Below are 21874 nucleotides of genomic sequence, written 5' to 3' on the forward strand. Positions count from 1 at the left end.
TGGTGTCGCTGATCTGGTCGGCGATCTTGTCTGGGTGTCCCTCGGTGACGGACTCCGAGGTGAACAGGCGGCGGGACACATCGCTCCCTGGGGTCGCAGCGGCTGCTGACTGATTCTGGGTGGGGTGCGTGGGGCTGCGCCCAGCACTCCGCGGTTAGTTTATCGTTCGCGCCGATCGGGCGGAGGGGACATCTCGCTCCTTGGATGGCCCATGACGTGCGTCACTCGGCTCCCGGGCCCTGTCGTCAACCCCGGCAGGGCCCGGCGATGTCCCACTTCCGGGTGGTATTCGCGTGCGGGCGGAGACCATTCGTCAGCGTGTCGACGAGTTGACTCCATTTCGGGTGAATTTAGGTCAACCGAGTGACGACCAGGTCCCAGACGCGGTCGGCGAGGGCCTCCTTGGGTCCGTACGGCACCGAGGTCTCGCTGCCGTCGGCGGCCAGGATCACCGCCTCGTTCTCCTCGCTGCCGAACGCCTTGCGCTCCCCCACCTCGTTGACGACCAGCAGGTCGCAGCCCTTGCGGGCGAGCTTTGCCCGGCCGTTGGCGAGGACGTCGTCGGTCTCGGCGGCGAAGCCGACCACCAGTTGCCCGGGGCGCGGGCGGCTCGCCGACAGCTCGGCGAGGATGTCCGGGTTGCGGACCAGGGCCACGGGCGCCGGGTCCTCGCCGTCCCTCTTCTTGATCTTGCCGGGCGCGTACGCGGCGGGGCGGAAGTCGGCGACGGCCGCCGCCATCACCACGGCGTCGGCGTCGGCCGCCGCCTTGAGGACGGCCTCCCGCAGCTGCTCGGCGGTGCCCGCGGTCACCACGTCGGCGCCCGCAGGATCGGGCAGGGCGGTGTTCGCGGCGACAAGGGTGACTCGCGCGCCGCGGGCGACAGCGGTACGTGCCAGCGCGTAGCCCTGCTTGCCGGACGAGCGGTTGCCGAGGTAGCGCACCGGGTCCAGCGGCTCGCGGGTGCCGCCGGCGCTGATCACCACGTGGCGGCCGCGCAGGTCGGGCGGCAGGACGCCGCGGGCCAGCACCCGGCGGCAGACCTCGTGGATCTCGGCGGGCTCCGGCAGCCGGCCCTTGCCGGTGTCGGCGCCGGTGAGCCGCCCGACGGCGGGCTCGACGACGACGCAGCCGCGGCGGCGCAGGGTGGCCACGTTCTCCTGGGTGGCGGGGTGCTCCCACATCTCGGTGTGCATGGCGGGGGCGAAAACCACCGGGCAGCGCGCGGTGAGCAGGGTGTTGGTCAGCAGGTCGCCGGCGAGGCCGTGGGCGGCCCTGGCGAGCACGTCGGCGGTGGCGGGGGCCACCACGACCAGTTCCGCGCCCTGGCCGATGCGCACGTGCGGCACCTGGTGGACGTCGTCCCAGACCCGGGTGGACACGGGGTTGCCGGACAGCGCGGACCACGTGGCCTCGCCCACGAAGTGCAGCGCCGAGTCCGTGGGCACCACACGCACGTCGTGCCCGGACTCGGTGAGCCGCCGCAGCAGCTCGCACGCCTTGTAGGCGGCGATGCCGCCGCTCACCCCCAGGACGACCTGTGGCCTGGCCATCGTCTCTCCCGCCGCCGTCGGACCTTCCTCATCCATGACACACCCATGACACACCACGGGGCCCGGCGGACGAACCGCCGGGCCCCGATCGGTGTGGTGCCGGGTGCTCCGCCGTGAGCGCGGCCGCCCGGACCCCGCGTCAGTGCGCGGGCGGGGTCAGTGCGTGGGCGGGGCGTCGACCGCCTCGGAGGTCAGCAGGCCCGCGTTGATCTCGCGCAGGGCGATGGACAGCGGCTTCTCGTGCACGTGGGTGTCCACCAGCGGGCCGACGTACTCCAGCAGGCCCTCGCCGAGCTGGGAGTAGTAGGCGTTGATCTGGCGGGCGCGCTTGGCCGCGTAGATCACCAGGCTGTACTTGGAGTCCGTGGCCTCCAGCAGCTCGTCGATCGGAGGGTTGATGATGCCCTCGGGTGTGGTGATGGAAGAGGACACGCTCTGCCTACCCCTACTTCTGGACGATTTGTGGACGACCGGGATTGCGGAACAGTCACCTCAGTCGATTGCCATCAAGGCTAGCAGTTCGTGCGCCACAGCCTCGACGGAGGTGTTGACGAGGGTCCGGTCGAACTCGGACTCGGCCGCCAGCTCGACCTTGGCGGTGGCCAGCCGCCGCTCGATCACCTCGGGCGACTCGGTACCCCGGCCGGTGAGCCTGCGGACGAGTTCGTCCCAGCTCGGCGGGGCGAGGAAGACCAGGTGGGCCTCCGGCATCGACTCCCGGACCTGCCGGGCGCCCTGGAGGTCGATCTCCAGCAGTACCGGCTCGCCCGCCGCGATCCGGTCGAGGACGGCGCGGCGCGGCGTCCCGTACCGGTTCCCGGCGAACTCCGCCCATTCGAGGAGTTCACCGTTGGCGACGAGCTTGTCGAACTCGTCGTCGTCGACGAAGAAGTACTGGACGCCGTGCTTCTCGCCGGGGCGCGGCCTGCGGGTCGTGCAGGACACCGAGAGCCAGACCTCGGGGTGCACGGTGCGCAGGTGGGCGACCACCGTGCTCTTCCCGACCCCGGAGGGTCCGGAGAGCACGGTCAGCCGCGGATGTCTGTCCGGGTGGGCCGGTGAGGCCCCCTGCGGTGCGAGGGGACGGGCCGCCCCCCGGGAGACTGCAGAGCTCATGGAGCGATTATCCCCGGTTCTCCGGTGTGCCGGGACCGCTGCCCCGGCACACCGGTGGGGGTCAGGCGGCGGTGCCGCCGAACTCGCGCTCCAGGGACGCGATCTGGTTCGAACCCAGGCCGCGCACTCGGCGGCTCTCGGAGATGCCGAGCCGCTCCATGATCTGCTTGGCGCGCACCTTGCCGACACCGGGGAGGGACTCGAGGAGGGCGGAGACCTTCATCTTGCCGATGACATCGTTCTCCTGGCCCTGCTTGATGACCTCGTGCAGGGAGGCGCCGGAGTGCTTGAGCCGGTTCTTGACCTCGGCGCGCTCCCGGCGAGCCGCGGCGGCCTTTTCGAGCGCGGCAGCGCGCTGTTCAGGGGTAAGGGGCGGAAGAGCCACGCCTACGTCACCTCGGAAGTAGAGCAATCGGATATGGACCGTGTGGAACTTGACGCCGCCCCGTGGTCACGGAGCGGCGAGCGGCGCCTGTGGAGGGCCCCGCTCTTGTCGGAGACTAGCGGTCCGAACGGCTCAAGTCAGCGAGAACAGACGAAAAGTCCTGGTCAGCCTTGATCCGAGGGGATATATAGGGCAAAGCGGAACAGGTTTGGCGGCCAATGGGGCCGATGGTTGAATCCGGCCCTTTTTTGCGCCGTTTTTCGCTCGCATTACCGAAGGACATTGCCGTCGGCTTTCCCCGCCCCGGCGAGCGCCTCCGCCAGCCGCTCCGCATATGCCGCCGCCGCATTCCGCAAGGCCGCGGCGTCCGGGCCGTGCCGCAGCACGTCCCGGCTGACGCTCGGCACGACGTCGCCGGCCGCGGCGCCGAACAGCCCCGGGAGGTCCTCGGGGGTCGCTCCCTGGGCGCCGATGCCGGGGGCCAGCAGCGGCCCGCCCACGGCCAGGTCCGCGCCGGCCCGGCCGAGCGTGGCGCCGACCACCGCGCCGACCGACCCCAGCGGCCGCGCGCCCGCGGTCCCGGCAGCGATTTCGCCGGCGTTCTCGGCCGCGATGTGGTCGAGCACCACCTGCGCCACCGACCGCCCGTCGGCGCCGGCCGCCCGCTGCACCTCGGCGCCCTCGGGGTTCGAGGTCAGCGCGAGGACGAACACCCCGGCGCCGGAGATCCGCGCCGCGTCCAGGGCGGGCCGCAGCGACCCGAAGCCCAGGAAGGGGCTGAGGGTGACCGCGTCGGAGAACAGCGGGGAGTCCTTGTCCAGGTACGTGGCGGCGTAGGCGGCCATGGTGGAGCCGATGTCGCCGCGCTTGGCGTCCATCAGCACCAGGGCGCCCGCCTGCCGGGCGGCGGCGACGGCCCGCTCCAGTACGGCGACGCCGCGCGACCCGAACCGCTCGAAGAACGCGGACTGCGGTTTGAGCACCGCGACCCGCTCCCCCAGCGCCTCCACCACGGTCATGGCGAACCGCTCCAGGCCCGCCACGTCGTCGCCCAGCCCCCAGGCGGCCAGCAGAGAGGCGTGCGGGTCGATGCCGACGGACAGCGGCCCGCGCGTGTCCATGGCGCGGCGCAGCCTTGCGCCGAAGGGCTCCGGGGCGTCGCCGCCCGTTCCAGGTGTGGTCATGCCGCTGCCCTCCGCAGGTCGGCGCCGACCGCGTCGGCCAGCGTGGCGTACGGACTCGCGGCGAGGCGCGCCGCCAGCCCCTTGTGCACCGCGCGCGGCCACAGCGGCCCGCGGTAGATGAAGGCGCTGTAGCCCTGGACGAGGGTGGCCCCGGCCAGGATCCGCCGCCAGGCGTCCTCGGCGTCCTCGACCCCGCCGACGCCGACGAGCGTGACCCGGTCGCCGACCCGCGCGTACAGCCGCCGCAGCACCTCCAGCGACCGCTCCTTCAGCGGCGCCCCGGACAGCCCGCCCGTCTCCTGGACCGCGGCGGGGTCGGAGCGCAGGCCCAGGCCCTCGCGGGCGACGGTCGTGTTGGTGGCGATGATGCCGTCGAGGCCCAGTTCCAGGGCCAGGTCGGCCACCGCGTCCACGTCCTCGTCGGCCAGGTCGGGCGCGATCTTGACCAGCAGCGGCACCCGGCGGCCGGCCACCGTCCGGTCGGCGGCCTCGCGCACCGCGGTCAGCAGCGGACGCAGCGCCGAGGTCGCCTGCAGGTCGCGCAGGCCGGGGGTGTTCGGCGACGACACGTTCACGACCAGGTAGTCGGCGTACGGGGCCAGCCGCTCGGTGGACGTCACGTAGTCGGCGACGGCCTCGGCCTCCGGTACGGCCTTGGTCTTGCCGATGTTGACGCCGACGGTGACCGGGAACACCGCGCGGCGGTCCGCGAGCCGCCGCGCGACGGCCGCGGAGCCGTCGTTGTTGAATCCCATCCGGTTGATCAGGGCGCGGTCGGCGACCAGCCGGAACAGCCGCTCGGGCGGGTTGCCCGGCTGGCCCCGCCCGGTCACGGTGCCGACCTCGACGTGGTCGAAGCCGAGCATCGCCAGCCCGTCGATCCCCGCCGCGTTCTTGTCGAACCCGGCGGCCAGGCCGAACGGACCCGGCATGCGCAGGCCCAGCGCCTCGGTGCGCAGCTCCTCGTACCGGGGCGCGAGGAAGGCCGCGGCCAGCGTCCGCAGGCCGGGGACGCGGGCGGCCAGCCGGATCCAGCCGAAGGCCAGGCGGTGCGCCCGCTCCGGGTCCATCCGCGCGAACAGCAGCCGGAAGAGCAGCCCGTACACGTCACCCCTCCCGCGCGGCGATGAGGTGGCCGGCGTGCTCCTGCAGCGACCGCACGCCGATCTCGCCGCGGCCGAGGGCGTCGATGCCCTGGACCGCCGCGGCCAGAGCCTGGACGGTGGTCAGGCAGGGGATGCCGCGGGCGACGGCGGCGGTGCGGATGTCGTAGCCGTCCAGGCGCCCGCTGGTGCCGAAGGGCGTGTTGACGATCAGGTCGACCTCGCCCTCGTGGATGAGGGTGACCACGGTGGGCTCGCCGTCCGGGCCGACGCCCTCGCTGTTCTTGCGGACCACCCGGGCGGGGATGCCGTTGCGGCGCAGGACCTCGGCGGTGCCGGACGTGGCCAGCAGCTCGAAGCCGTGCTCGGTCAGGGCGCGCGCGGGGAAGATCAGGGCCCGCTTGTCGCGGTTGGCCACCGACACGAACGCCCGGCCCTTTGTGGGCAGCGCGCCGTAGGCCCCGGCCTGGGACTTGGCGTAGGCGGTGCCGAAGACCGCGTCGATGCCCATCACCTCGCCCGTGGAGCGCATCTCCGGGCCGAGGATGGTGTCGACGCCGCGGCCCTGCGGGTCGCGGAACCGCGACCAGGGCAGGACGGCCTCCTTGACGGAGATCGGCGCGTCCATGGGCAGGGTCCCGCCGTCACCGGTGGCCGGCAGTATCCCCTCGGCCCGCAGCTCGGCGATGGTGGCGCCCAGCGAGATGCGGGCGGCGGCCTTCGCCAGGGGCACGGCGGTCGCCTTGGAGGTGAACGGCACGGTCCGCGAGGCGCGCGGGTTGGCCTCCAGGACGTACAGGATGTCCCCGGCCAGCGCGAACTGGATGTTGATCAGGCCGCGCACGCCGACCCCGCGGGCGATCGCCTCGGTGGAGGCGCGCAGCCTCTTGACGTCGTGGCCGCCCAGCGTGATGGGCGGCAGGGCGCACGCGGAGTCGCCGGAGTGGATGCCGGCCTCCTCGATGTGCTCCATCACGCCGCCCAGGTACAGCTCGTGGCCGTCGTAGAGGGCGTCCACGTCGATCTCGATGGCGTCGTCGAGGAACCGGTCGACCAGCACCGGCCGGGTCGGGCTGATCTCGGTGGACTCGGCGATGTACGCGGCCAGGCGCGTCTCGTCGTAGACGATCTCCATGCCGCGGCCGCCCAGCACGTACGAGGGGCGGACCAGGACGGGGTAGCCGATCTCGTCGGCGATGGCCTTCGCGGCGGGGAAGGAGGTGGCGGTGCCGTGCTTGGGGGCGGGCAGGCCGGCCCGGTCCAGCACCCGGCCGAAGGCGCCGCGGTCCTCGGCCAGGTGGATGGCCTCCGGCGAGGTGCCGACGATCGGCACCCCGTTGTCCTTCAGTGCCTGGGCCAGGCCCAGCGGGGTCTGGCCGCCGAGCTGCACGATGACCCCGGCGACGGGGCCGGCCTTGGTCTCGGCGTGCACGATCTCCAGGACGTCCTCAAGGGTGAGCGGCTCGAAGTACAGCCGGTCGGAGGTGTCGTAGTCGGTGGAGACCGTCTCGGGGTTGCAGTTGACCATCACCGTCTCGTACCCGGCCTCGTGCAGCGCGAAGGAGGCGTGCACGCACGAGTAGTCGAACTCGATGCCCTGCCCGATCCGGTTGGGCCCGGAACCGAGGATGATCACCGCCGGCTTCTCGCGGGGGGCGACCTCGCTCTCCTCGTCGTAGGAGGAGTAGAAGTACGGGGTGCGGGCCGCGAACTCGGCCGCGCAGGTGTCCACGGTCTTGTAGACCGGCCGGACCCCCAGCGCGTGCCGCACCTCGCGCACCACGTCCTCGCGCAAGCCCCGGATGCCGGCGATCTGCGCGTCGGAGAAGCCGTGCCGCTTGGCCTCGGCCAGCAGGCCGGCGTCCAGCCGGTCCGCGGCGGCCAGTTCGTCCGCGTACTCCTTGATCAGGAAGAGCTGGTCGACGAACCACGGGTCGATCCTGGTGGCGGCGAAGACCTCCTCGGGGCCGGCGCCGGCGCGGATGGCGGCCATGACGGTGTTGATCCGGCCGTCGGTGGGGACGGCCGCCTTCGCCAGCAGCTCGTCCTTGGTGCCCAGTTCGGCGACGGGCGTGGCGAAGTCGAACTGCGAGCCCTTCTTCTCCAGCGACCGCAGCGCCTTCTGCAGCGCCTCGGTGAAGTTGCGGCCGATGGCCATCGCCTCGCCGACCGACTTCATGGTGGTGGTGAGGGTCGCGTCGGCGGCCGGGAACTTCTCGAAGGCGAACCTCGGCACCTTGACCACGACGTAGTCGAGCGTGGGCTCGAAGGATGCCGGGGTCTGCTCGGTGATGTCGTTGGGGATCTCGTCGAGGGTGTAGCCCACGGCCAGGCGGGCCGCGATCTTCGCGATGGGGAAGCCGGTGGCCTTGGACGCCAGCGCGGAGGACCGCGACACCCGCGGGTTCATCTCGATCACGATCACCCGCCCGTCGGCCGGGTTGACCGCGAACTGGATGTTGCATCCGCCGGTGTCGACACCCACCTCGCGGATCACCGCGATCCCGATGTCCCGCAGGATCTGGTACTCGCGGTCGGTCAGCGTCATCGAGGGCGCGACGGTGATGGAGTCACCGGTGTGCACGCCCATGGGGTCGAGGTTCTCGATGGAGCAGACGACGACCACGTTGTCGTGCCGGTCGCGCATCAGCTCCAGTTCGTACTCCTTCCAGCCCAGGATGGACTCCTCCAGGAGCACCTCGGTGGTGGGCGACAGGGCCAGTCCCTGGCCGGCGATGCGGCGCAGTTCCTCCTCGTCGTGGGCGAAGCCCGAACCCGCGCCGCCCATGGTGAAGGAGGGCCGGACGACCACCGGGTAGCCGCCCAGCGTGTCCACGCCCGCGAGCACCTCGTCCATGGAGTGGCAGATCACCGACCGGGCGGACTCGCCGTACCCGATCTTGCGGCGCACCTCCTCCACGACGGCCTTGAACTGGTCGCGGTCCTCGCCCTTGTGGATGGCCTCGACGTTGGCGCCGATCAGCTCGACGCCGTACTCGGCGAGCACCCCGCCCTCGTGCAGGGCGATGGCGGTGTTGAGCGCGGTCTGGCCGCCGAGGGTGGCGAGCAGCGCGTCGGGCCGCTCCTTGGCGATGATCCTCTCCACGAACTCCGGGGTGATCGGCTCCACGTACGTGGCGTCGGCGATCTCGGGGTCCGTCATGATCGTGGCCGGGTTGGAGTTGACCAGGATCACCCGCAGGCCTTCGGCCTTCAGCACCCGGCACGCCTGGGTGCCGGAGTAGTCGAACTCGGCGGCCTGACCGATCACGATCGGGCCCGAGCCGATCACGAGAACCGACTGGATATCGGTGCGCTTAGGCACGCTGGGCTCCTTGTTCTGCCATGAGCTGGACGAAGCGGTCGAACAGGTACGCGGCGTCGTGCGGGCCCGCCGCCGCCTCGGGGTGGTACTGGACGCTGAACGCCGGCCGGTCGAGCAGCCGCAGGCCCTCGACCACGTCGTCGTTCAGGCAGACGTGGCTGACCTCGGCGCGGCCGTAGGGGGTGTCGCTCACCCGGTCGAGCGGCGCGTCGACGGCGAAGCCGTGGTTGTGCGCGGTGACCTCGACCTTGCCGGTGGCCCGGTCCTGGACCGGCTGGTTGATGCCGCGGTGGCCGTACTTGAGCTTGTACGTGCCGAAGCCCAGGGCGCGGCCGAGCAGTTGGTTGCCGAAGCAGATGCCGAACAGCGGGGTGCCGCGCTCCAGCGCCGCCCGGATGACGGTGAGGTCGGCGGTGGCCGGGTCGCCGGGGCCGTTGGACAGGAAGACCCCGTCGGGGTCCACCGCGTACACGTCCTCGACGGTCGCGGTGGCGGGCAGGACGTGCACCTCGATGCCGCGCTCGGCCATGCGGTGCGGGGTCATGCCCTTGATGCCGAGGTCGAGCGCGGCCACGGTGAACCGCTTGGCGCCGATCGCGGGCACCACGTACGGCCGCTCGGTGGCGACCTGCGCGGACAGGTCGGCGCCGGTCATCTGGGGGGCCTGCCGTACCCGCGCGAGGAGGGTGCCGTCGTCGGCCAGCGCGTCGCCGGAGAAGATGCCGACCCGCATCGCGCCGCGTTCGCGCAGGTGCCTGGTCAGGGCGCGGGTGTCGATCCCGCTGATGCCGACCACGCCCTGGGCGGCCAGCTCCTCGTCGAGGGAGCGGCGGGAGCGCCAGCTGGAGGGGACGCGGGCGGGGTCGCGCACGACGTATCCGGCGACCCAGATCCGGGAGGACTCGGGGTCCTCGTCGTTGACGCCGGTGTTGCCGACGTGCGGGGCGGTCATGACGACCACCTGGCGGTGGTACGAGGGGTCGGTGAGGGTCTCCTGGTAGCCGGTCATCCCGGTGGAGAACACGGCCTCGCCGAAGGTCTCCCCGACGCTCCCGTAGGCGCGGCCGCGGAAGGTGCGGCCGTCCTCCAGGACGAGTACGGCGGGCGCGGTGGCCGCCCGGGCGGAGGTCGTCATTGTGCGCCTTCCTTGTCGTGCTGCTGGGGGTGCGGGGTCCGCGGACCGCGCGGGCCGGCCTCGCCGGACCCGTCGCGCCGCGGGTCGGGAACGGGGGCGGGGGCGGCGCCCGCGGGGGCCGGGGCGTCCCGCCGTCCGCCGAGTTCGTTGATGAGGGCCACCCAGCGCGGGTGCTCGGCGGCGTGGTCGGAGCGGAAGCCGGAGTCGAGGAGGGTCCCGCCGTGCTCCCAGGTGACGACGAGCAGGCCGCCCTCGGGGAGCACCTTTCCCGCGATGGCCCGGTCGAGCCGGGCGCCGCGCAGGGCCGCGGCCGGCACCAGGAAGCCGGGGGCGCCGACGCGGTCGACCACCAGCCCCTCCTCGGCGAGCGACAGCCGGACCCTGCTGCGTACGCCCAGGCCGTGCGCCACGATGCGGTCGAGCCACTGGCCCGCGGTGGTGCTGCCGTGGTAGCGGCCGTCGGACTCCAGCAGGGCGGGGCCGGGCCGCTCGGGGATCGGGGGGAGGGCGGGCAGGCCGCCCTGGAGGGTGCGCCGCCACTGCCAGCCCTGCCGCATCAGCCAGTAGACGAGCGCGACCACCAGAAGGAGGCCGATGATCCAGCCGATCCGGTCGGTCCAGTCGGTGACCTTCGCGGAGTGCTTGCCGCCCTGCGCGGTGACCGCCGCCAGAAGTGTCTCAGGTGTCATGCGAGCTTCCCGTCCATGACCGTGGCACGGCCCCGCAGGAAGGTGGCGACCACCCGGCCCGGCAGCTCACGGCCCGCGTAGGGCGTGTTGCGGCTGCGGGAGGCCATCTCCGCGGGGTTGACCACCCCACGGTATGCGGGATCGACCAGGACGAGGTTGGCGGGCTCGCCGGGGGCCACCGGCCGTCCGTGGCCGGACAGGCGTCCGATGGCCGCGGGCCGCGCCGACATGCGGTCGGCGACGCCCGCCCAGTCCAGCAGCCCGGTGTCGACCATGGTGTGCTGCACCACGGACAGCGCGGTCTCCAGGCCGATCATGCCCATGGCGGCCGCGGCCCACTCGCAGTCCTTGTCCTCGTACGGGTGCGGGGCGTGGTCGGTGGCGACGCAGTCGATGGTCCCGTCGGCCAGCGCCTCGCGCAGCGCCATGACGTCGGCCTCGGTGCGCAGCGGCGGGTTGACCTTGTAGACCGGGTTGTAGGAGCGGACCAGCTCGTCGGTGAGGAGCAGGTGGTGCGGGGTGACCTCGGCGGTGACCGCCCAGCCCTTGGACTTGGCCCACCGTACGATCTCCACCGAGCCGGCCGTGGACAGGTGGCAGATGTGCACCCGGGAGCCGACGTGCGCGGCCAGCAGCACGTCGCGGGCGATGACCGACTCCTCGGCGACGGCGGGCCAGCCGGTGAGGCCGAGCTCGCCGGAGACCGTGCCCTCGTTCATCTGTGCGCCCGCGGTCAGCCGCGGCTCCTGGGCGTGCTGGGCGACGACGCCGTCGAACGCCTTCACGTACTCCAGCGCCCTGCGCATGATCACCGCGTCGTCCACGCACTTGCCGTCGTCGGAGAACACCCGCACGTGGGCTGCGGAGTCGGCCATCGCGCCCAGCTCGGCGAGCTGCTTGCCCTCCAGCCCGACGGTGACCGCGCCGACCGGCTGGACGTCGCAGTAGCCGGACTCCTTGCCGAGCCGCCACACCTGTTCGACCACGCCGGCGGTGTCGGCGACGGGGAAGGTGTTGGCCATCGCGTGCACGGCCGTGTAGCCGCCGGCCGCGGCGGCGCGGGTGCCGGTCAGCACGGTCTCGGAGTCCTCGCGGCCGGGCTCGCGCAGGTGGGTGTGCAGGTCGACCAGGCCGGGCAGCAGGACCAGCCCCTCGGCCTCGACGACGGCCGCTCCCGCCGGGTCGAGCCCGGGCCCGACCGCCTCGACGGTCCCGCCGCCGATCAGGACGTCCACCGGGTCGCCGCCGAGGAGCCTCGCCCCGCGGATGAGCGTCTTGCTGCTGGTCACTTGGTCTCCTCGCTACGGGGGCGGTCGGCGTCACGGGTACGGGGGTCGTCGCTGCGGGGCTCGTCGCTGCCGGGCTCGTCCGTACGGGCGGCGGACAGGGCGGGCTCGGAGCCGCCGAGCATCAGGTAGAGGACGGCCATGCGGGTGCTGACGCCGTTGGCGACCTGCTCGACCGCGGTGCAGCGCGGCGAGTCGGCGACCTCGGCGGTGATCTCCATGCCGCGGTTCATCGGTCCGGGGTGCATGACGATGGCGTGCCCGGGCAGTGCGGCCATCCGGATCGCGTCCAGGCCGTAGCGGCGGGCGTACTCGCGCTCGGTGGGGAAGAACGCGGCGTTCATCCGCTCGCGCTGCACCCGCAGCATCATCACGGCGTCGGTCTTGGCGAGGACCGCGTCCAGGTCGTAGGAGACCTCGCACGGCCACCGCTCGACGCCGATGGGCAGCAGGGTGGGCGGGGCGACGAGGGTGACGCGCGCGCCGAGGGTGGCCAGCAGCAGCACGTTGGAGCGGGCGACCCGGCTGTGCAGCACGTCACCGACGATCGTGACGTGCCGGCCGGACAGGTCGCGGCCGGGTCCCGACAGGTGGCGGCGCATGGTGAAGGCGTCCAGCAGGGCCTGGGTGGGGTGCTCGTGGGTGCCGTCGCCGGCGTTGACCACCGAGGCGTTGATCCAGCCGGAGGTGGCCAGCCGGTGCGGGGCGCCGGAGGAGTGGTGGCGGACCACCACCGCGTCGGCGCCCATCGCCTCCAGGGTGAGCGCGGTGTCCTTCAGCGACTCGCCCTTGGAGACCGAGGAGCCCTTGGCGGAGAAGTTGATGACGTCGGCGGACAGCCGCTTGGCGGCGGCCTCGAAGGAGATGCGGGTCCTGGTCGAGTCCTCGAAGAAGAGGTTGACGACGGTACGGCCGCGCAGGGTGGGCAGCTTCTTGATCGGCCGGTCCGCGACCCGGGCCATCTCCTCGGCGGTGTCGAGTACGAGGAGTGCGTCGTCGCGGGTGAGGTCGGCGGCCGAGATCAGGTGGCGCTTCATGCGGTCACTTCCGGGAGGGCGTGGGCGGGCGCGGGCGCGCGGGAGGGCAGGCGGCAGCGCCGGGCGGGTACGCGGGGGGCGTACGGACCGGCGTGCGGGGGCGCTACTCGTCCGGCTGGGAGTCCGTGTGCCGGGCCCGGCCGTCGGCCGCGCGGCCGGCGGCGGAGCCGAGCAGGACGCTGTCGCGGCCGTCCTCCTCGGTCAGCAGGACCTTGACGGTCTCGCGCAGCGACGTGGGCAGGTTCTTGCCGACGTAGTCGGCCCTGATCGGCAGCTCCCGGTGGCCGCGGTCGACCAGGACGGCGAGCTGCACGGCGCGCGGGCGGCCGATGTCGTTCAGCGCGTCGAGCGCGGCGCGGATGGTGCGGCCGGAGAAGAGCACGTCGTCCACGAGGACGACCAGGCGGCCGTCGATGCCGTCACCGGGGATCTCGGTGCGGGCGAGCGCCCGCGGCGGGTGCAGCCGCAGGTCGTCGCGGTACATGGTGATGTCCAGGGAGCCGACCGGGGCGGAGCGTCCGGTGATCCCGGCGAGCTTGTCGGCCAGCCGGCGGGCGAGGAAGACCCCGCGGGTGGGGATGCCGAGCAGGACCACGTCGTCGGCGCCCTTGGCGCGTTCGACGATCTCGTGGGCGATACGGGTCAGCACCCGGGCGATGTCCGGGGCCTCCAGCACCGGACGGGCGTCCGCCGGCGCGGTGGACGCGGACGGCTGTGCGGACGGCGGCGGTGCCGCCACGGTGTCGCGGTCGTCGACCATGGGTCGGGGACCTCCTTCCCCGCCTCACGGGACGGGCATTAAAGGACGTCTGGGGTACCCCGCCACCGTACCAGGTGACGTACCAGGTGACAGCGACGGCCCAGGTCAGGGACCGGTCGGACCTTTTCGGCTTGACGAGGGCGGATTACGCTGCGTAACCTCACAGTGAGTCACCGAGTTTCCGTCCGGGGAGCCATATGTCCAGCGATTACGCCAAACAGCTCGGAGCCAAGCTCCGGGCCATCCGCACGCAGCAGGGCCTTTCCCTGCACGGCGTCGAGGAGAAGTCCCAGGGCCGCTGGAAGGCAGTGGTCGTGGGCTCCTACGAGCGCGGCGACCGCGCCGTGACCGTGCAGCGTCTCGCCGAGCTCGCCGACTTCTACGGGGTGCCGGTGCAGGAGCTGCTGCCGGGGACGACGCCCGGCGGCGCCGCCGAGCCCCCGCCGAAGCTGGTCCTCGACCTGGAGCGCCTGTCGCAGGTCCCGCCGGAGAAGGCGGGCCCCCTGCAGCGGTACGCGGCGACGATCCAGAGCCAGCGCGGCGACTACAACGGCAAGGTGCTCTCCATCCGCCAGGACGACCTGCGCACCCTCGCCGTGATCTACGACCAGTCGCCGTCCGTCCTCACCGAGCACCTCATCTCGTGGGGCGTGCTCGACGCGGACGCCCGCCGCGCGGTCCAGCAGCACGAGGAATCCGCCTGACGACCGTCCCGGACCAGCAGAAACGTCCCGCCGCCCGTGGCACCTCCCGTCGGGGGGCCGCGGGCGGCGGTGTGCGTGCGGCGGGTGTCCGCGCGGGGAGGCGCGCGGCCGGGTCCGGGCACCGCATACCTTAGAGCTCCGAACAGATACGCAATCCACCGCGCGAGGAGCGCCCACCCGGTGACTGACGACGGACTCTCGCGGACCTTCGGACCGGCAACCGCCGCCGAGGACACCGCAGGAACGGCCGCACCCCAGACCGCATCCCCCTCGGAACCCCCGGCATCCGGTCCGTCCGCCTCCGACGCCCCGGCCGTGCGGCGCCTGGCGGGGCTGAAGGTGCCCCGGCAGGTGGGGCCGTACTTCGCCACCGCGCCCGAGGACCCGGTGCCGCTGGGCGACTTCGCCGCCGCGAGCGGGCGGCGGGTGGCACGGGCGCGGTGCGCGCACTGGGCCCGGCTCGGCGGCGACAGCGGTTACGAACTGTGCGCCGACGAGGAGGGCACCGTCCGGGCGGTGCTGCTGGACTTCGACGAGGACGAGCGGTTCGTGAGCTCCTCCCCGGAGGCGTTCGCCGCGGGTCTGAGGGAGCTGGACCGGGCGCTGCGCGCCATCGTCGGCACCGACCGGCCGCAGGCCGCGGCGGCGGCCCACGACCGCCTCGCGGAGCGGCTGCGGGCCGCGGACCCGGCGGCGTTCGCCGACGACGAGCACTGGTGGCCGCTGGTCCTCGACGACATCCGCGACACCGCGAGCGCCGAGAACTACGCGGCCTTCGAGTACGTCGACCCGGTCGAGGGCAAGCGGATCGTCACCCGCGCCGGCGCCGTCGCCCTGCACCCCGAGGAGCGGCTGTGGGCGAGCCTGCGGGCCGCCGGCGTCGAACCGGAGCAGGTGCTGCGCGTCCACACCGACCTGGAGCCGTGCTTCCTGCCCGGCCACTACTGCTCGATGTGGCTCGCCCAGGTCTTCCCGGACGCCGAGATGACGCACAGCTTCCCGTACGGCGAGACGGCCGCCTCCCGCGCCGAGGGCGTCCGGCAGCTGCGCGAGTACGCCGAGCGGTCCGCGGACGCCTGAGGAACGCGCGGGGCCCGGCGGCGCAGGATCCCCTCCTGTGCCGCCGGGCCCGGCGCGTGCCGCGTCGCGGCGCGCTGCCGTCAGCGCTTCAGCGTCGGCTTCAGCTCCAGCAGCCGGCCGAGCAGCCCGTTGACGAAGGACGGCGACTCGTCGGTGGAGAACTCCTTGGCGAGCTGCACGGCCTCGTCCAGGGCGACCGCGTCGGGGACGTCGTCCTCCCAGATCAGCTCGTACGCGCCCAGCCGCAGCACATTGCGGTCCACGACCGGCATACGGTCCAGGGTCCAGCCCACCGCGTAGCCGGACAGCAACTCGTCGATCCGCTCGGCGTGCGCCGCGCAGCCCTCCACGAGCTGCATCGTGTACTCGGTGACGGGGGGCTGCCGGTCGTCGGTCCTGGCGAGCCGGATCCAGTCCGCCATGACGGTCAGCGGGTCGGCGCCCCGCTGATCCGCTTCGAACAGGATCTGGAAGGCCCGTTTCCGGGCCTTGTTGCGGGCAGCCACGGTTAGCTGTTCACCCGGCCGAGGTAGTCGCCCGTACGAGTGTCGACCTTGACCTTCTCACCCGTGGTGATGAACAGCGGGACGCCGATCTCGTGGCCGGTCTCCAGCCGGGCCGGCTTGGTGCCGCCGGTGGAGCGGTCGCCCTGCACGCCGGGCTCGGTGTACTCGATGACCAGCTCGACGGAGGCGGGCAGTTCGATGTACAGGGGCGCGCCCTCGTACATCGCCACGACGGCGTCGTTGCCCTCCAGCAGGTAGTGGGCGGCGTCGCCGACGACCTCGGGGGTGATGGTGATCTGGTCGTACGTCTCGGTGTCCATGAAGACGAAGTCGGCGCCGTCCTTGTAGGAGAACTGCATGCCGCGCTTGTCGACATTGGCGGTCTCGACCTTCAAGCCCGCGTTGAAGGTCTTGTCGACGACCTTCCCGGACAGCACGTGCTTCAGCTTGGTGCGCACGAAGGCGGGGCCTTTGCCGGGCTTGACGTGCTGGAACTCGACGACGGTCCAGAGCTGGTCGCCGTCGAGCTTGAGCACGAGGCCGTTCTTGAGGTCGTTCGTGGTGGCCACGGTTGCGGAATCTCCTGAAAGTGCTGCTTGGGGACCAGGGAAGGGGCGCCGGTCACAGCGCGAGCAGTTCCTTGGTCGTGATGGTGAGTAGCTCGGGCCCGCCGTCCGCCGTGGGACGTACGACGAGTGTGTCGTCGATGCGGACACCGCCGCGGCCCGGAAGGTGGACCCCCGGCTCGACGGTGACCGGCACGCAAGCGTCCAGTTTACCCATGGCCGCCGGCGACAACTGCGGGTCCTCGTCGATTTCGAGGCCCACCCCGTGCCCGCTCCAGGGGGCCAGCCCCTCGGTGTGGCCGGCCGCGGTCAGCGGCTGCCGGGTCGCCCGGTCCACGTCCCGGCAGGCGACGCCGGGCGCGAGGGCCTCCCGGCCGGCCCGCTGGGCGTCGAAGACCAGCTCGTACAGCTCGATCTGCCAGGGCGCGGGAGCGGTGCCGATGACGAAGGTGCGGCCCACCTCGCAGCGGTAGCCGCGGTAGCAGGCGCCGAGCCGGACGGTCAGGAAGTCCCCCTCCTCGACGCGGCGGTCGGTCGGCACGTGGCGGGCGGTGCCCGAGTGCGGGCCGGTGCCGACGGAGGTGGGGAAGGCGGGTCCCTCAGCGCCGTGGTCGACGAGGCGGCGCTCCAGCTCCAGGGCCAGGTGCCGCTCGGTGCGGCCGACCAGGATGGACTCCAGCAGCTCGCCGAGGGCCTGGTCGGTGATCTCGGCGGCGATGCGCAGGGCGCCGATCTCGTGCTCGTCCTTGATCAGGCGCAGTTGTTCCACGGCGCCGCCGAGGTCGGACAGCCGCAGCCCGTCGGCGACCGAGGAGACGGCGCGGTGCCGGCTGACGGTCAGGTGGTGCTCCTCCACGGCGAGCGAGTCCGCGTGCCGCTCCCGGGCGAGCTCGGCGGCGGCGACGGCGGCGTCGCCCTCCGGGGAGGGCAGCACGAGCGAGCGCAGGTCGTCGGGCGGCCCCGCCTCGTTCCCGTCGTCGGGCGGCGGCCGCAGGTGCACCAGGACGTCCTCGCCGGCCGGTCCGATCAGGAGCGCCGCGCCGGCGGGCGCGCTGCCGGTCAGGTAGCGCACGTTGGCCGGGCGGGTCACCAGGGCAGCGCCGATCCCGGCCGCGGTACACCGGTCGCGCAGCCGTTCCCTGCGGATCGCATGCACTTGCGCCATGCCGCGAGCTTAGGTCGGGAAGCGGTCCGGCGCCCCTTTTAGGCGTCCGCCGGCGACGGGCGCCTCACCGGACGGGCGGGCCCTGGACGCTGCGGGCCACCACCCGGTCCAGCGCGGCGGCCGCGGCGGGCACGTCGAGCTGGGAGTTGTCGATGATGGGCAGTCCGGAGCCGTACCAGCCGGCCATGCGCCCGTGGATGCGGGCGACCTCCTCGTCGGACAGTCTGCGGTTGCCGCTGCGCTCGGCGTTGCGGGTCAGCACGACGTCCAGGCCGGGCAGCAGGACGACCGGGAGCAGGCCGGGGCCGACGTGCCGCTTCCAGCCGCCGAGGCCGACGGCGGGCCGGTCGGGGAAGACGGCGTCGTCGATGATGCAGGACACGCCGTTGGCCAGGAAGTTGCGGGCGGCGAAGCCGCAGGTGCGCCGGGCCAGGCGGTACTGCGCCTCGGAGTGCTCGTTCCATCCCGCCTGCGGGTCGGCGAAGCCCGCGCGGACCCATTCGCGCACGTCGTCGAGGCTGATGTGCGCGGTCGGGGAGCCGCGGTGGTCGGCCCAGTACCGGGCGATGGTGGTCTTCCCTGCGCCCGCCGCGCCGATCAGCAGGACCGCGACGGGGCCGTGGGCGGCGCCGGACAGTGAGCCGCCGCCGGGAGGCGCGGGCACCTGTACGGGGCCGGGTGCGGGCAGCGGGAACTGCCCCGTGTTGCTGCCCGGCCCCGAGCCGGGTCCCGGCTGCGGCGCCCCCACAGCGTGCGGCGTCAAGGTCCACTCCAAGGTTCGCGTCGCGACCGGCGGGTAGCTGGCCGTTCGAGGGAACGGTACCCGATCGCCGTCCTCGGGGTGGGTGGCGGTTCGCCGTCGCGGGCAAGGCAGTTCACCCGGTGGCGCGCCAAGTCGCGACCCGGACGCGGCCGGCCTAGGCGGGACCGTCCTGCGCCACGGCGCGCAGCGCGAGGTGGTAGGAGGCGAGACCGAAGCCCGCGATGGTGCCGGAGGCGACGGAGGCGATGACGGAGGTGTGCCGGAAGTCCTCGCGGGCGTACGGGTTGGAGATGTGGACCTCGATGAGGGGGGCCGTGCGCTGGGCGGCGGCGTCGCGCAGTCCGTACGAGTAGTGGGTGAAGGCACCGGGGTTGAGGACGACGGGCAGGCCGCCGTCGGCGGCCTCGTGGAGCCAGCGGATGAGCTCGCCCTCGTCGTTGGTCTCGCGGACCTCGACGTCGAGGCCGAGTTCGGCGCCGAGCTTCGTGCACGACTCGACCAGGCCGGCGTAGGAGGTGGAGCCGTAGACGTCCGGTTCGCGGGAGCCGAGGCGGCCGAGGTTGGGGCCGTTCAGGACGAGCACGCGGCGGGTCACGCGGACACCTCCCCGTATGCGGCGAGCAGGACGGCGGGGTCGGGGCTCTCCAGGACGGCGGGCTTGGCCAGGCCGTCGAGGACGATGAAGCGGAGCCGGTCGCCGCGGGACTTCTTGTCCACCTTCATGGTCTCCAGCAGCTTCGGCCACTGGTCGCCGCGGTAGGTGAGCGGGAGGCCGACGGATTCCAGGACGGCGCGGTGGCGGTCGGCGGTGGCGTCGTCCAGCCGGCCCGCGAGGCGGCCGAGTTCCGCGGCGAAGACCATGCCCACGGAGACGGCGGCACCGTGCCGCCAGTTGTAGCGCTCGTTCTTCTCGATGGCGTGCGCGAGGGTGTGGCCGTAGTTGAGGATCTCGCGCAGTCCCGATTCCTTCAGGTCGGCGGAGACGACGTCGGCCTTGACGCGGATGGCGCGCTCGACGAGTTCGGCGGTGTGCGGCCCGCCCGGGGTGCGGGCGGCGGCCGGGTCGGCCTCGACGAGGTCGAGGATGACCGGGTCGGCGATGAAACCGGCCTTGATGACCTCGGCGAGCCCGCTGACGTAGTCGTTGACCGGCACGGTTTCGAGGGCGCCGAGGTCGCACAGGACGCCGGCCGGCGGGTGGAAGGCTCCGACGAGGTTCTTGCCCTCGGCGGTGTTGATGCCGGTCTTGCCGCCGACGGCCGCGTCGACCATGCCGAGCAGCGTGGTGGGCACGGCGATCCACCGCACCCCGCGCAGCCAGGTGGCGGCCACGAACCCGGCGACGTCCGTGGTGGCGCCGCCGCCGACGCCCACGACGACGTCGGTGCGGGTGAACCCGCTCTGTCCCAGCGCCTTCCAGCAGTAGGCGGCGACCTCGGCGGTCTTGGCCTCCTCGGCGTTGGGCAGCTGGATCGCGATGGCCTGGTACCCCTGCTCGGCCAGGTCCTCGCGGATCGCCTCGCCGGTCCCGGCGAGCGCCTCCGGGTGCAGTACGGCCACCCGGCACCGCTCCCCCGCCTGCCCGCCGATCAGCCCGGGCAGCTCGCCGAGGAGCTGGTGGCCGACGAGCACGTCGTACGGGGCGGTGCCCGCGGTTCCGCCGACGCGGATGCGGGTCGGGGGTGTGTCCGCGGTCCAGGACTGGGAGTTCTCGCTCATGCGTCCTTCAGTTGGAGTGCGTCGAGTACGGCGTCGGCCACGGCCTCGGGGGTGCGGTCGTCGGTGCCGACCACGGCCCGGGCGACCTCGGTGTAGAGCGGCCTGCGCTTGTCCATCAGCTCGCGCCAGCTCTGCCGGGGGTTGACGGCGAGCAGCGGGCGCGGCGCGTCCAGCCCCACCCGGTGGACGGCCTGCTGCAGCCCGACGTCGAGGAAGACCACGGGCAGCCCGGCGAGCAGGGCCCGGGTGCCGGCGTCCATGATCGAGCCGCCGCCGAGCGAGAGGACCCCGGCGTGTCCCGCGACGGCCGCGCGCACCGCGTCCCGTTCCAGCTCGCGGAAGTAGGGCTCGCCCTCGTCGATGAAGATCTCCGGGACGGTCTTGCCGGCCGTCTCCTCGATGTCGGCGTCGGTGTCGCGGTACGTGGTGCCCAGCCGCTCGGCGAGCAGCCGGCCGATGGTCGACTTGCCGGCCCCGGGGGGGCCGACGAGGACGACGGCGGGCGGTCCGCCGGCGGCGGCGCCGTCCCGGGCGCTCACCGGATCCCCAGGTTGTCGAGGAAGCCGCGGACGTTGCGCCGGGTCTCGGTGACCGAGTCGCCGCCGAACTTCTCGGCGACGGCGTCGGCGAGCACCAGGGCGACCATGGCCTCGGCGACGATGCCGGCGGCGGGGACCGCGCAGACGTCGGAGCGCTGGTGGTGGGCCTGGGCGGGTTCGCCGGTGGTCACGTCGACGGTGGCCAGCGCGCGCGGCACGGTGGCGATGGGCTTCATGGCGGCCCGCACGCGCAGCGTCTCGCCGGTGCTGATGCCGCCCTCGGTGCCGCCGGAGCGGCCGGAGGCGCGCCGGATGCCCTCGGCGGTGGGCAGGATCTCGTCGTGCGCCTGAGAGCCGGGCACGCGGGCGAGTTCGAAGCCGTCGCCGACCTCGACGCCCTTGATGGCCTGGATGCCCATGAGGGCGCCGGCCAGCCTGGCGTCGAGCCGCCGGTCCCAGTGCACGTGCGAGCCCAGGCCCACCGGCACCCCGTAGGCGAGCACCTCGACGACGCCGCCGAGGGTGTCGCCGTCCTTGTGGGCCTGGTCGATCTCGGCGACCATCGCCTCGCTCGCGTCGGCGTCGAGGCAGCGCACCGGGTCGGCGTCCAGCCCCTCCTCGTCGCCGGGCACGGGTACGACGCCTCGGGGCGCGCTCGCGCGGCCGAGTTCCACCACGTGCGAGACGATCTCGATGCCCGCCGTCTCCTTGAGGTAGGAGCGGGCGACCGCGCCGAGCGCGACCCGGGCCGCCGTCTCACGGGCGCTGGCCCGCTCCAGCACCGGGCGGGCCTCGTCGAGGCCGTACTTCTGCATGCCGGCCAGGTCGGCGTGACCGGGGCGGGGGCGGGTCAGCGGGGCGTTGCGGGCCAGGCCGGCCAGGATCCGCGGGTCCACCGGGTCGGCGGCCATGACCTGCTCCCACTTGGGCCACTCGGTGTTGCCGACCATGATCGCCACCGGGCTGCCCATGGTGAGGCCGTGCCGTACCCCGCCGATGAAGGTGACCTCGTCGCGCTCGAACTTCATCCGCGCGCCGCGTCCGTAGCCGAGCCGCCGCCGGGCGAGCGCGTCGGCGACCAGATCCGTGGTCACGGGCACGCCCGCGGGCAGCCCCTCCAGCGTCGCGACGAGTGCGGGGCCGTGCGACTCCCCCGCGGTCAGCCAGCGCAACCTGCTCAACGGTGCTCCCTCGTTCTCCGCCGGGGTACGTACGGTCCGGCGACGCGTGCTCCGATCCTGCCACGAACGGCGGGCCGG

Annotated in this window: 23 protein-coding genes; 2 read left to right on the forward strand and 21 right to left on the reverse strand. The window is 73.2% G+C overall.

From position 1 onward, the window contains the following. The 13 genes from K7G61_RS36865 to pyrR all read right to left on the reverse strand — a co-directional run. Positions 1–79 (reverse strand): S-adenosylmethionine synthetase N-terminal domain-containing protein (locus tag K7G61_RS36865; protein ID WP_225845865.1); only part of this gene is annotated, 79 nt, incomplete at its 3' end. 271 nt (positions 80–350) lie between these two features. Further along, positions 351–1553, reverse strand: coding sequence for a bifunctional phosphopantothenoylcysteine decarboxylase/phosphopantothenate--cysteine ligase CoaBC (gene coaBC / locus K7G61_RS05895; RefSeq protein WP_225845590.1), 1203 nt, complete (start codon positions 1551–1553; stop codon positions 351–353). 156 nt (positions 1554–1709) lie between these two features. Next, a complete protein-coding gene (gene rpoZ, locus K7G61_RS05900) occupies positions 1710–1985 on the reverse strand; it encodes a DNA-directed RNA polymerase subunit omega (RefSeq protein ID WP_225845591.1) in 276 nt (91 codons plus the stop codon). A 60-nt stretch (positions 1986–2045) separates the two neighbouring features. Beyond that, positions 2046–2669, reverse strand: a complete 624-nt coding sequence (gene gmk, locus K7G61_RS05905; protein ID WP_225845592.1) for a guanylate kinase — start codon at positions 2667–2669, stop codon at positions 2046–2048. A gap of 61 nt (positions 2670–2730) precedes the next feature. Next, positions 2731–3054, reverse strand: coding sequence for an integration host factor (locus K7G61_RS05910; RefSeq protein WP_031515413.1), 324 nt, complete (start codon positions 3052–3054; stop codon positions 2731–2733). 269 nt (positions 3055–3323) lie between these two features. Further along, the gene (gene pyrF, locus K7G61_RS05915; RefSeq protein WP_225845593.1) at positions 3324–4238 is read right to left on the reverse strand and encodes an orotidine-5'-phosphate decarboxylase; all 915 of its coding nucleotides are present in this window, start codon (positions 4236–4238) and stop codon (positions 3324–3326) included. Beyond that, positions 4235–5344 (reverse strand): quinone-dependent dihydroorotate dehydrogenase, encoded by a 1110-nt coding sequence (locus K7G61_RS05920; RefSeq protein ID WP_225845594.1) that lies wholly within the window; start codon positions 5342–5344, stop codon positions 4235–4237. The genes pyrF and K7G61_RS05920 overlap by 4 nt, the downstream gene beginning before the upstream one ends. 1 nt (position 5345) lies before the next feature. Next, positions 5346–8666 (reverse strand): carbamoyl-phosphate synthase large subunit, encoded by a 3321-nt coding sequence (carB, locus tag K7G61_RS05925; RefSeq protein WP_225845595.1) that lies wholly within the window; start codon positions 8664–8666, stop codon positions 5346–5348. After that, the gene (gene carA, locus K7G61_RS05930; RefSeq protein ID WP_225845596.1) at positions 8659–9801 is read right to left on the reverse strand and encodes a glutamine-hydrolyzing carbamoyl-phosphate synthase small subunit; all 1143 of its coding nucleotides are present in this window, start codon (positions 9799–9801) and stop codon (positions 8659–8661) included. The genes carB and carA overlap by 8 nt, the downstream gene beginning before the upstream one ends. Continuing rightward, a complete protein-coding gene (locus K7G61_RS05935; protein WP_308190593.1) occupies positions 9798–10490 on the reverse strand; it encodes a hypothetical protein in 693 nt (230 codons plus the stop codon). Before K7G61_RS05935 ends, carA begins: the two co-directional genes overlap by 4 nt. Next, positions 10487–11779: a dihydroorotase gene (locus K7G61_RS05940; protein WP_225845597.1), complete on the reverse strand. Its 1293-nt coding sequence runs from the start codon at positions 11777–11779 to the stop codon at positions 10487–10489. Before K7G61_RS05940 ends, K7G61_RS05935 begins: the two co-directional genes overlap by 4 nt. After that, entirely contained in the window at positions 11776–12813 is a 1038-nt protein-coding gene (locus tag K7G61_RS05945; protein ID WP_225845598.1) for an aspartate carbamoyltransferase catalytic subunit, read from the reverse strand. Before K7G61_RS05945 ends, K7G61_RS05940 begins: the two co-directional genes overlap by 4 nt. A 103-nt stretch (positions 12814–12916) precedes the next feature. Next, a complete protein-coding gene (gene pyrR, locus K7G61_RS05950) occupies positions 12917–13573 on the reverse strand; it encodes a bifunctional pyr operon transcriptional regulator/uracil phosphoribosyltransferase PyrR (protein ID WP_225845599.1) in 657 nt (218 codons plus the stop codon). A gap of 197 nt (positions 13574–13770) precedes the next feature. Here pyrR and bldD point away from each other — a divergent pair, with 197 nt between their 5' ends. Continuing rightward, entirely contained in the window at positions 13771–14277 is a 507-nt protein-coding gene (gene bldD / locus K7G61_RS05955; RefSeq protein WP_225845600.1) for a transcriptional regulator BldD, read from the forward strand. 180 nt (positions 14278–14457) lie between these two features. Beyond that, on the forward strand, positions 14458–15357 hold the full coding sequence (locus K7G61_RS36870) for a nucleic acid/nucleotide deaminase domain-containing protein (protein ID WP_225845601.1): 900 nt from the start codon (positions 14458–14460) through the stop codon (positions 15355–15357). An 80-nt stretch (positions 15358–15437) separates the two neighbouring features. Here the strand turns inward: K7G61_RS36870 and nusB are convergent, their stop codons facing one another. The 8 genes from nusB to aroC all read right to left on the reverse strand — a co-directional run bounded on the left by nusB (position 15438) and on the right by aroC (position 21796). Continuing rightward, positions 15438–15863, reverse strand: coding sequence for a transcription antitermination factor NusB (gene nusB / locus K7G61_RS05965; RefSeq protein ID WP_225845602.1), 426 nt, complete (start codon positions 15861–15863; stop codon positions 15438–15440). Between the two features lie 2 nt (positions 15864–15865). Beyond that, positions 15866–16432 carry an elongation factor P gene (gene efp / locus K7G61_RS05970; RefSeq protein WP_225845603.1) on the reverse strand — a complete coding sequence of 189 codons (567 nt, stop codon included), beginning with the start codon at positions 16430–16432 and terminating at the stop codon, positions 15866–15868. Positions 16433–16484: 52 nt separating this feature from the next. After that, positions 16485–17594 carry an aminopeptidase P family protein gene (locus K7G61_RS05975; protein WP_225845604.1) on the reverse strand — a complete coding sequence of 370 codons (1110 nt, stop codon included), beginning with the start codon at positions 17592–17594 and terminating at the stop codon, positions 16485–16487. 64 nt (positions 17595–17658) lie between these two features. Beyond that, entirely contained in the window at positions 17659–18468 is an 810-nt protein-coding gene (locus tag K7G61_RS05980) for an AAA family ATPase (protein ID WP_374204076.1), read from the reverse strand. Between the two features lie 43 nt (positions 18469–18511). Next, positions 18512–18952 (reverse strand): type II 3-dehydroquinate dehydratase, encoded by a 441-nt coding sequence (gene aroQ, locus K7G61_RS05985; protein WP_225845605.1) that lies wholly within the window; start codon positions 18950–18952, stop codon positions 18512–18514. Next, a complete protein-coding gene (gene aroB / locus K7G61_RS05990; RefSeq protein WP_225845606.1) occupies positions 18949–20076 on the reverse strand; it encodes a 3-dehydroquinate synthase in 1128 nt (375 codons plus the stop codon). The genes aroQ and aroB overlap by 4 nt, the downstream gene beginning before the upstream one ends. After that, entirely contained in the window at positions 20073–20615 is a 543-nt protein-coding gene (locus tag K7G61_RS05995; RefSeq protein ID WP_225845607.1) for a shikimate kinase, read from the reverse strand. Before K7G61_RS05995 ends, aroB begins: the two co-directional genes overlap by 4 nt. Then, complete coding sequence (gene aroC, locus K7G61_RS06000; RefSeq protein WP_225845608.1) at positions 20612–21796, reverse strand: chorismate synthase; 1185 nt, start codon at positions 21794–21796, stop codon at positions 20612–20614. The genes K7G61_RS05995 and aroC overlap by 4 nt, the downstream gene beginning before the upstream one ends. Positions 21797–21874: the final 78 nt, after the last annotated feature.

This window comes from Streptomyces sp. HPF1205, from assembly GCF_020400825.1.
In the GTDB taxonomy this organism is placed as follows: domain Bacteria; phylum Actinomycetota; class Actinomycetes; order Streptomycetales; family Streptomycetaceae; genus Actinacidiphila.

What these genes read in the sequence shown, in the direction of transcription:
- coaBC (WP_225845590.1), bottom strand. Translation starts at nt 1,553, where the DNA reads ATGGCCAGGCCACAGGTCGTCCTGGGGGTGAGCGGCGGCATCGCCGCC.
- gmk (WP_225845592.1), bottom strand. Translation starts at nt 2,669, where the DNA reads ATGAGCTCTGCAGTCTCCCGGGGGGCGGCCCGTCCCCTCGCACCGCAG.
- pyrF (WP_225845593.1), bottom strand. Translation starts at nt 4,238, where the DNA reads ATGACCACACCTGGAACGGGCGGCGACGCCCCGGAGCCCTTCGGCGCA.
- carA (WP_225845596.1), bottom strand. Translation starts at nt 9,801, where the DNA reads ATGACGACCTCCGCCCGGGCGGCCACCGCGCCCGCCGTACTCGTCCTG.
- K7G61_RS05935 (WP_308190593.1), bottom strand. Translation starts at nt 10,490, where the DNA reads ATGACACCTGAGACACTTCTGGCGGCGGTCACCGCGCAGGGCGGCAAG.
- K7G61_RS05945 (WP_225845598.1), bottom strand. Translation starts at nt 12,813, where the DNA reads ATGAAGCGCCACCTGATCTCGGCCGCCGACCTCACCCGCGACGACGCA.
- pyrR (WP_225845599.1), bottom strand. Translation starts at nt 13,573, where the DNA reads ATGGTCGACGACCGCGACACCGTGGCGGCACCGCCGCCGTCCGCACAG.
- bldD (WP_225845600.1), top strand. Translation starts at nt 13,771, where the DNA reads ATGTCCAGCGATTACGCCAAACAGCTCGGAGCCAAGCTCCGGGCCATC.
- K7G61_RS05975 (WP_225845604.1), bottom strand. Translation starts at nt 17,594, where the DNA reads ATGGCGCAAGTGCATGCGATCCGCAGGGAACGGCTGCGCGACCGGTGT.
- aroB (WP_225845606.1), bottom strand. Translation starts at nt 20,076, where the DNA reads ATGAGCGAGAACTCCCAGTCCTGGACCGCGGACACACCCCCGACCCGC.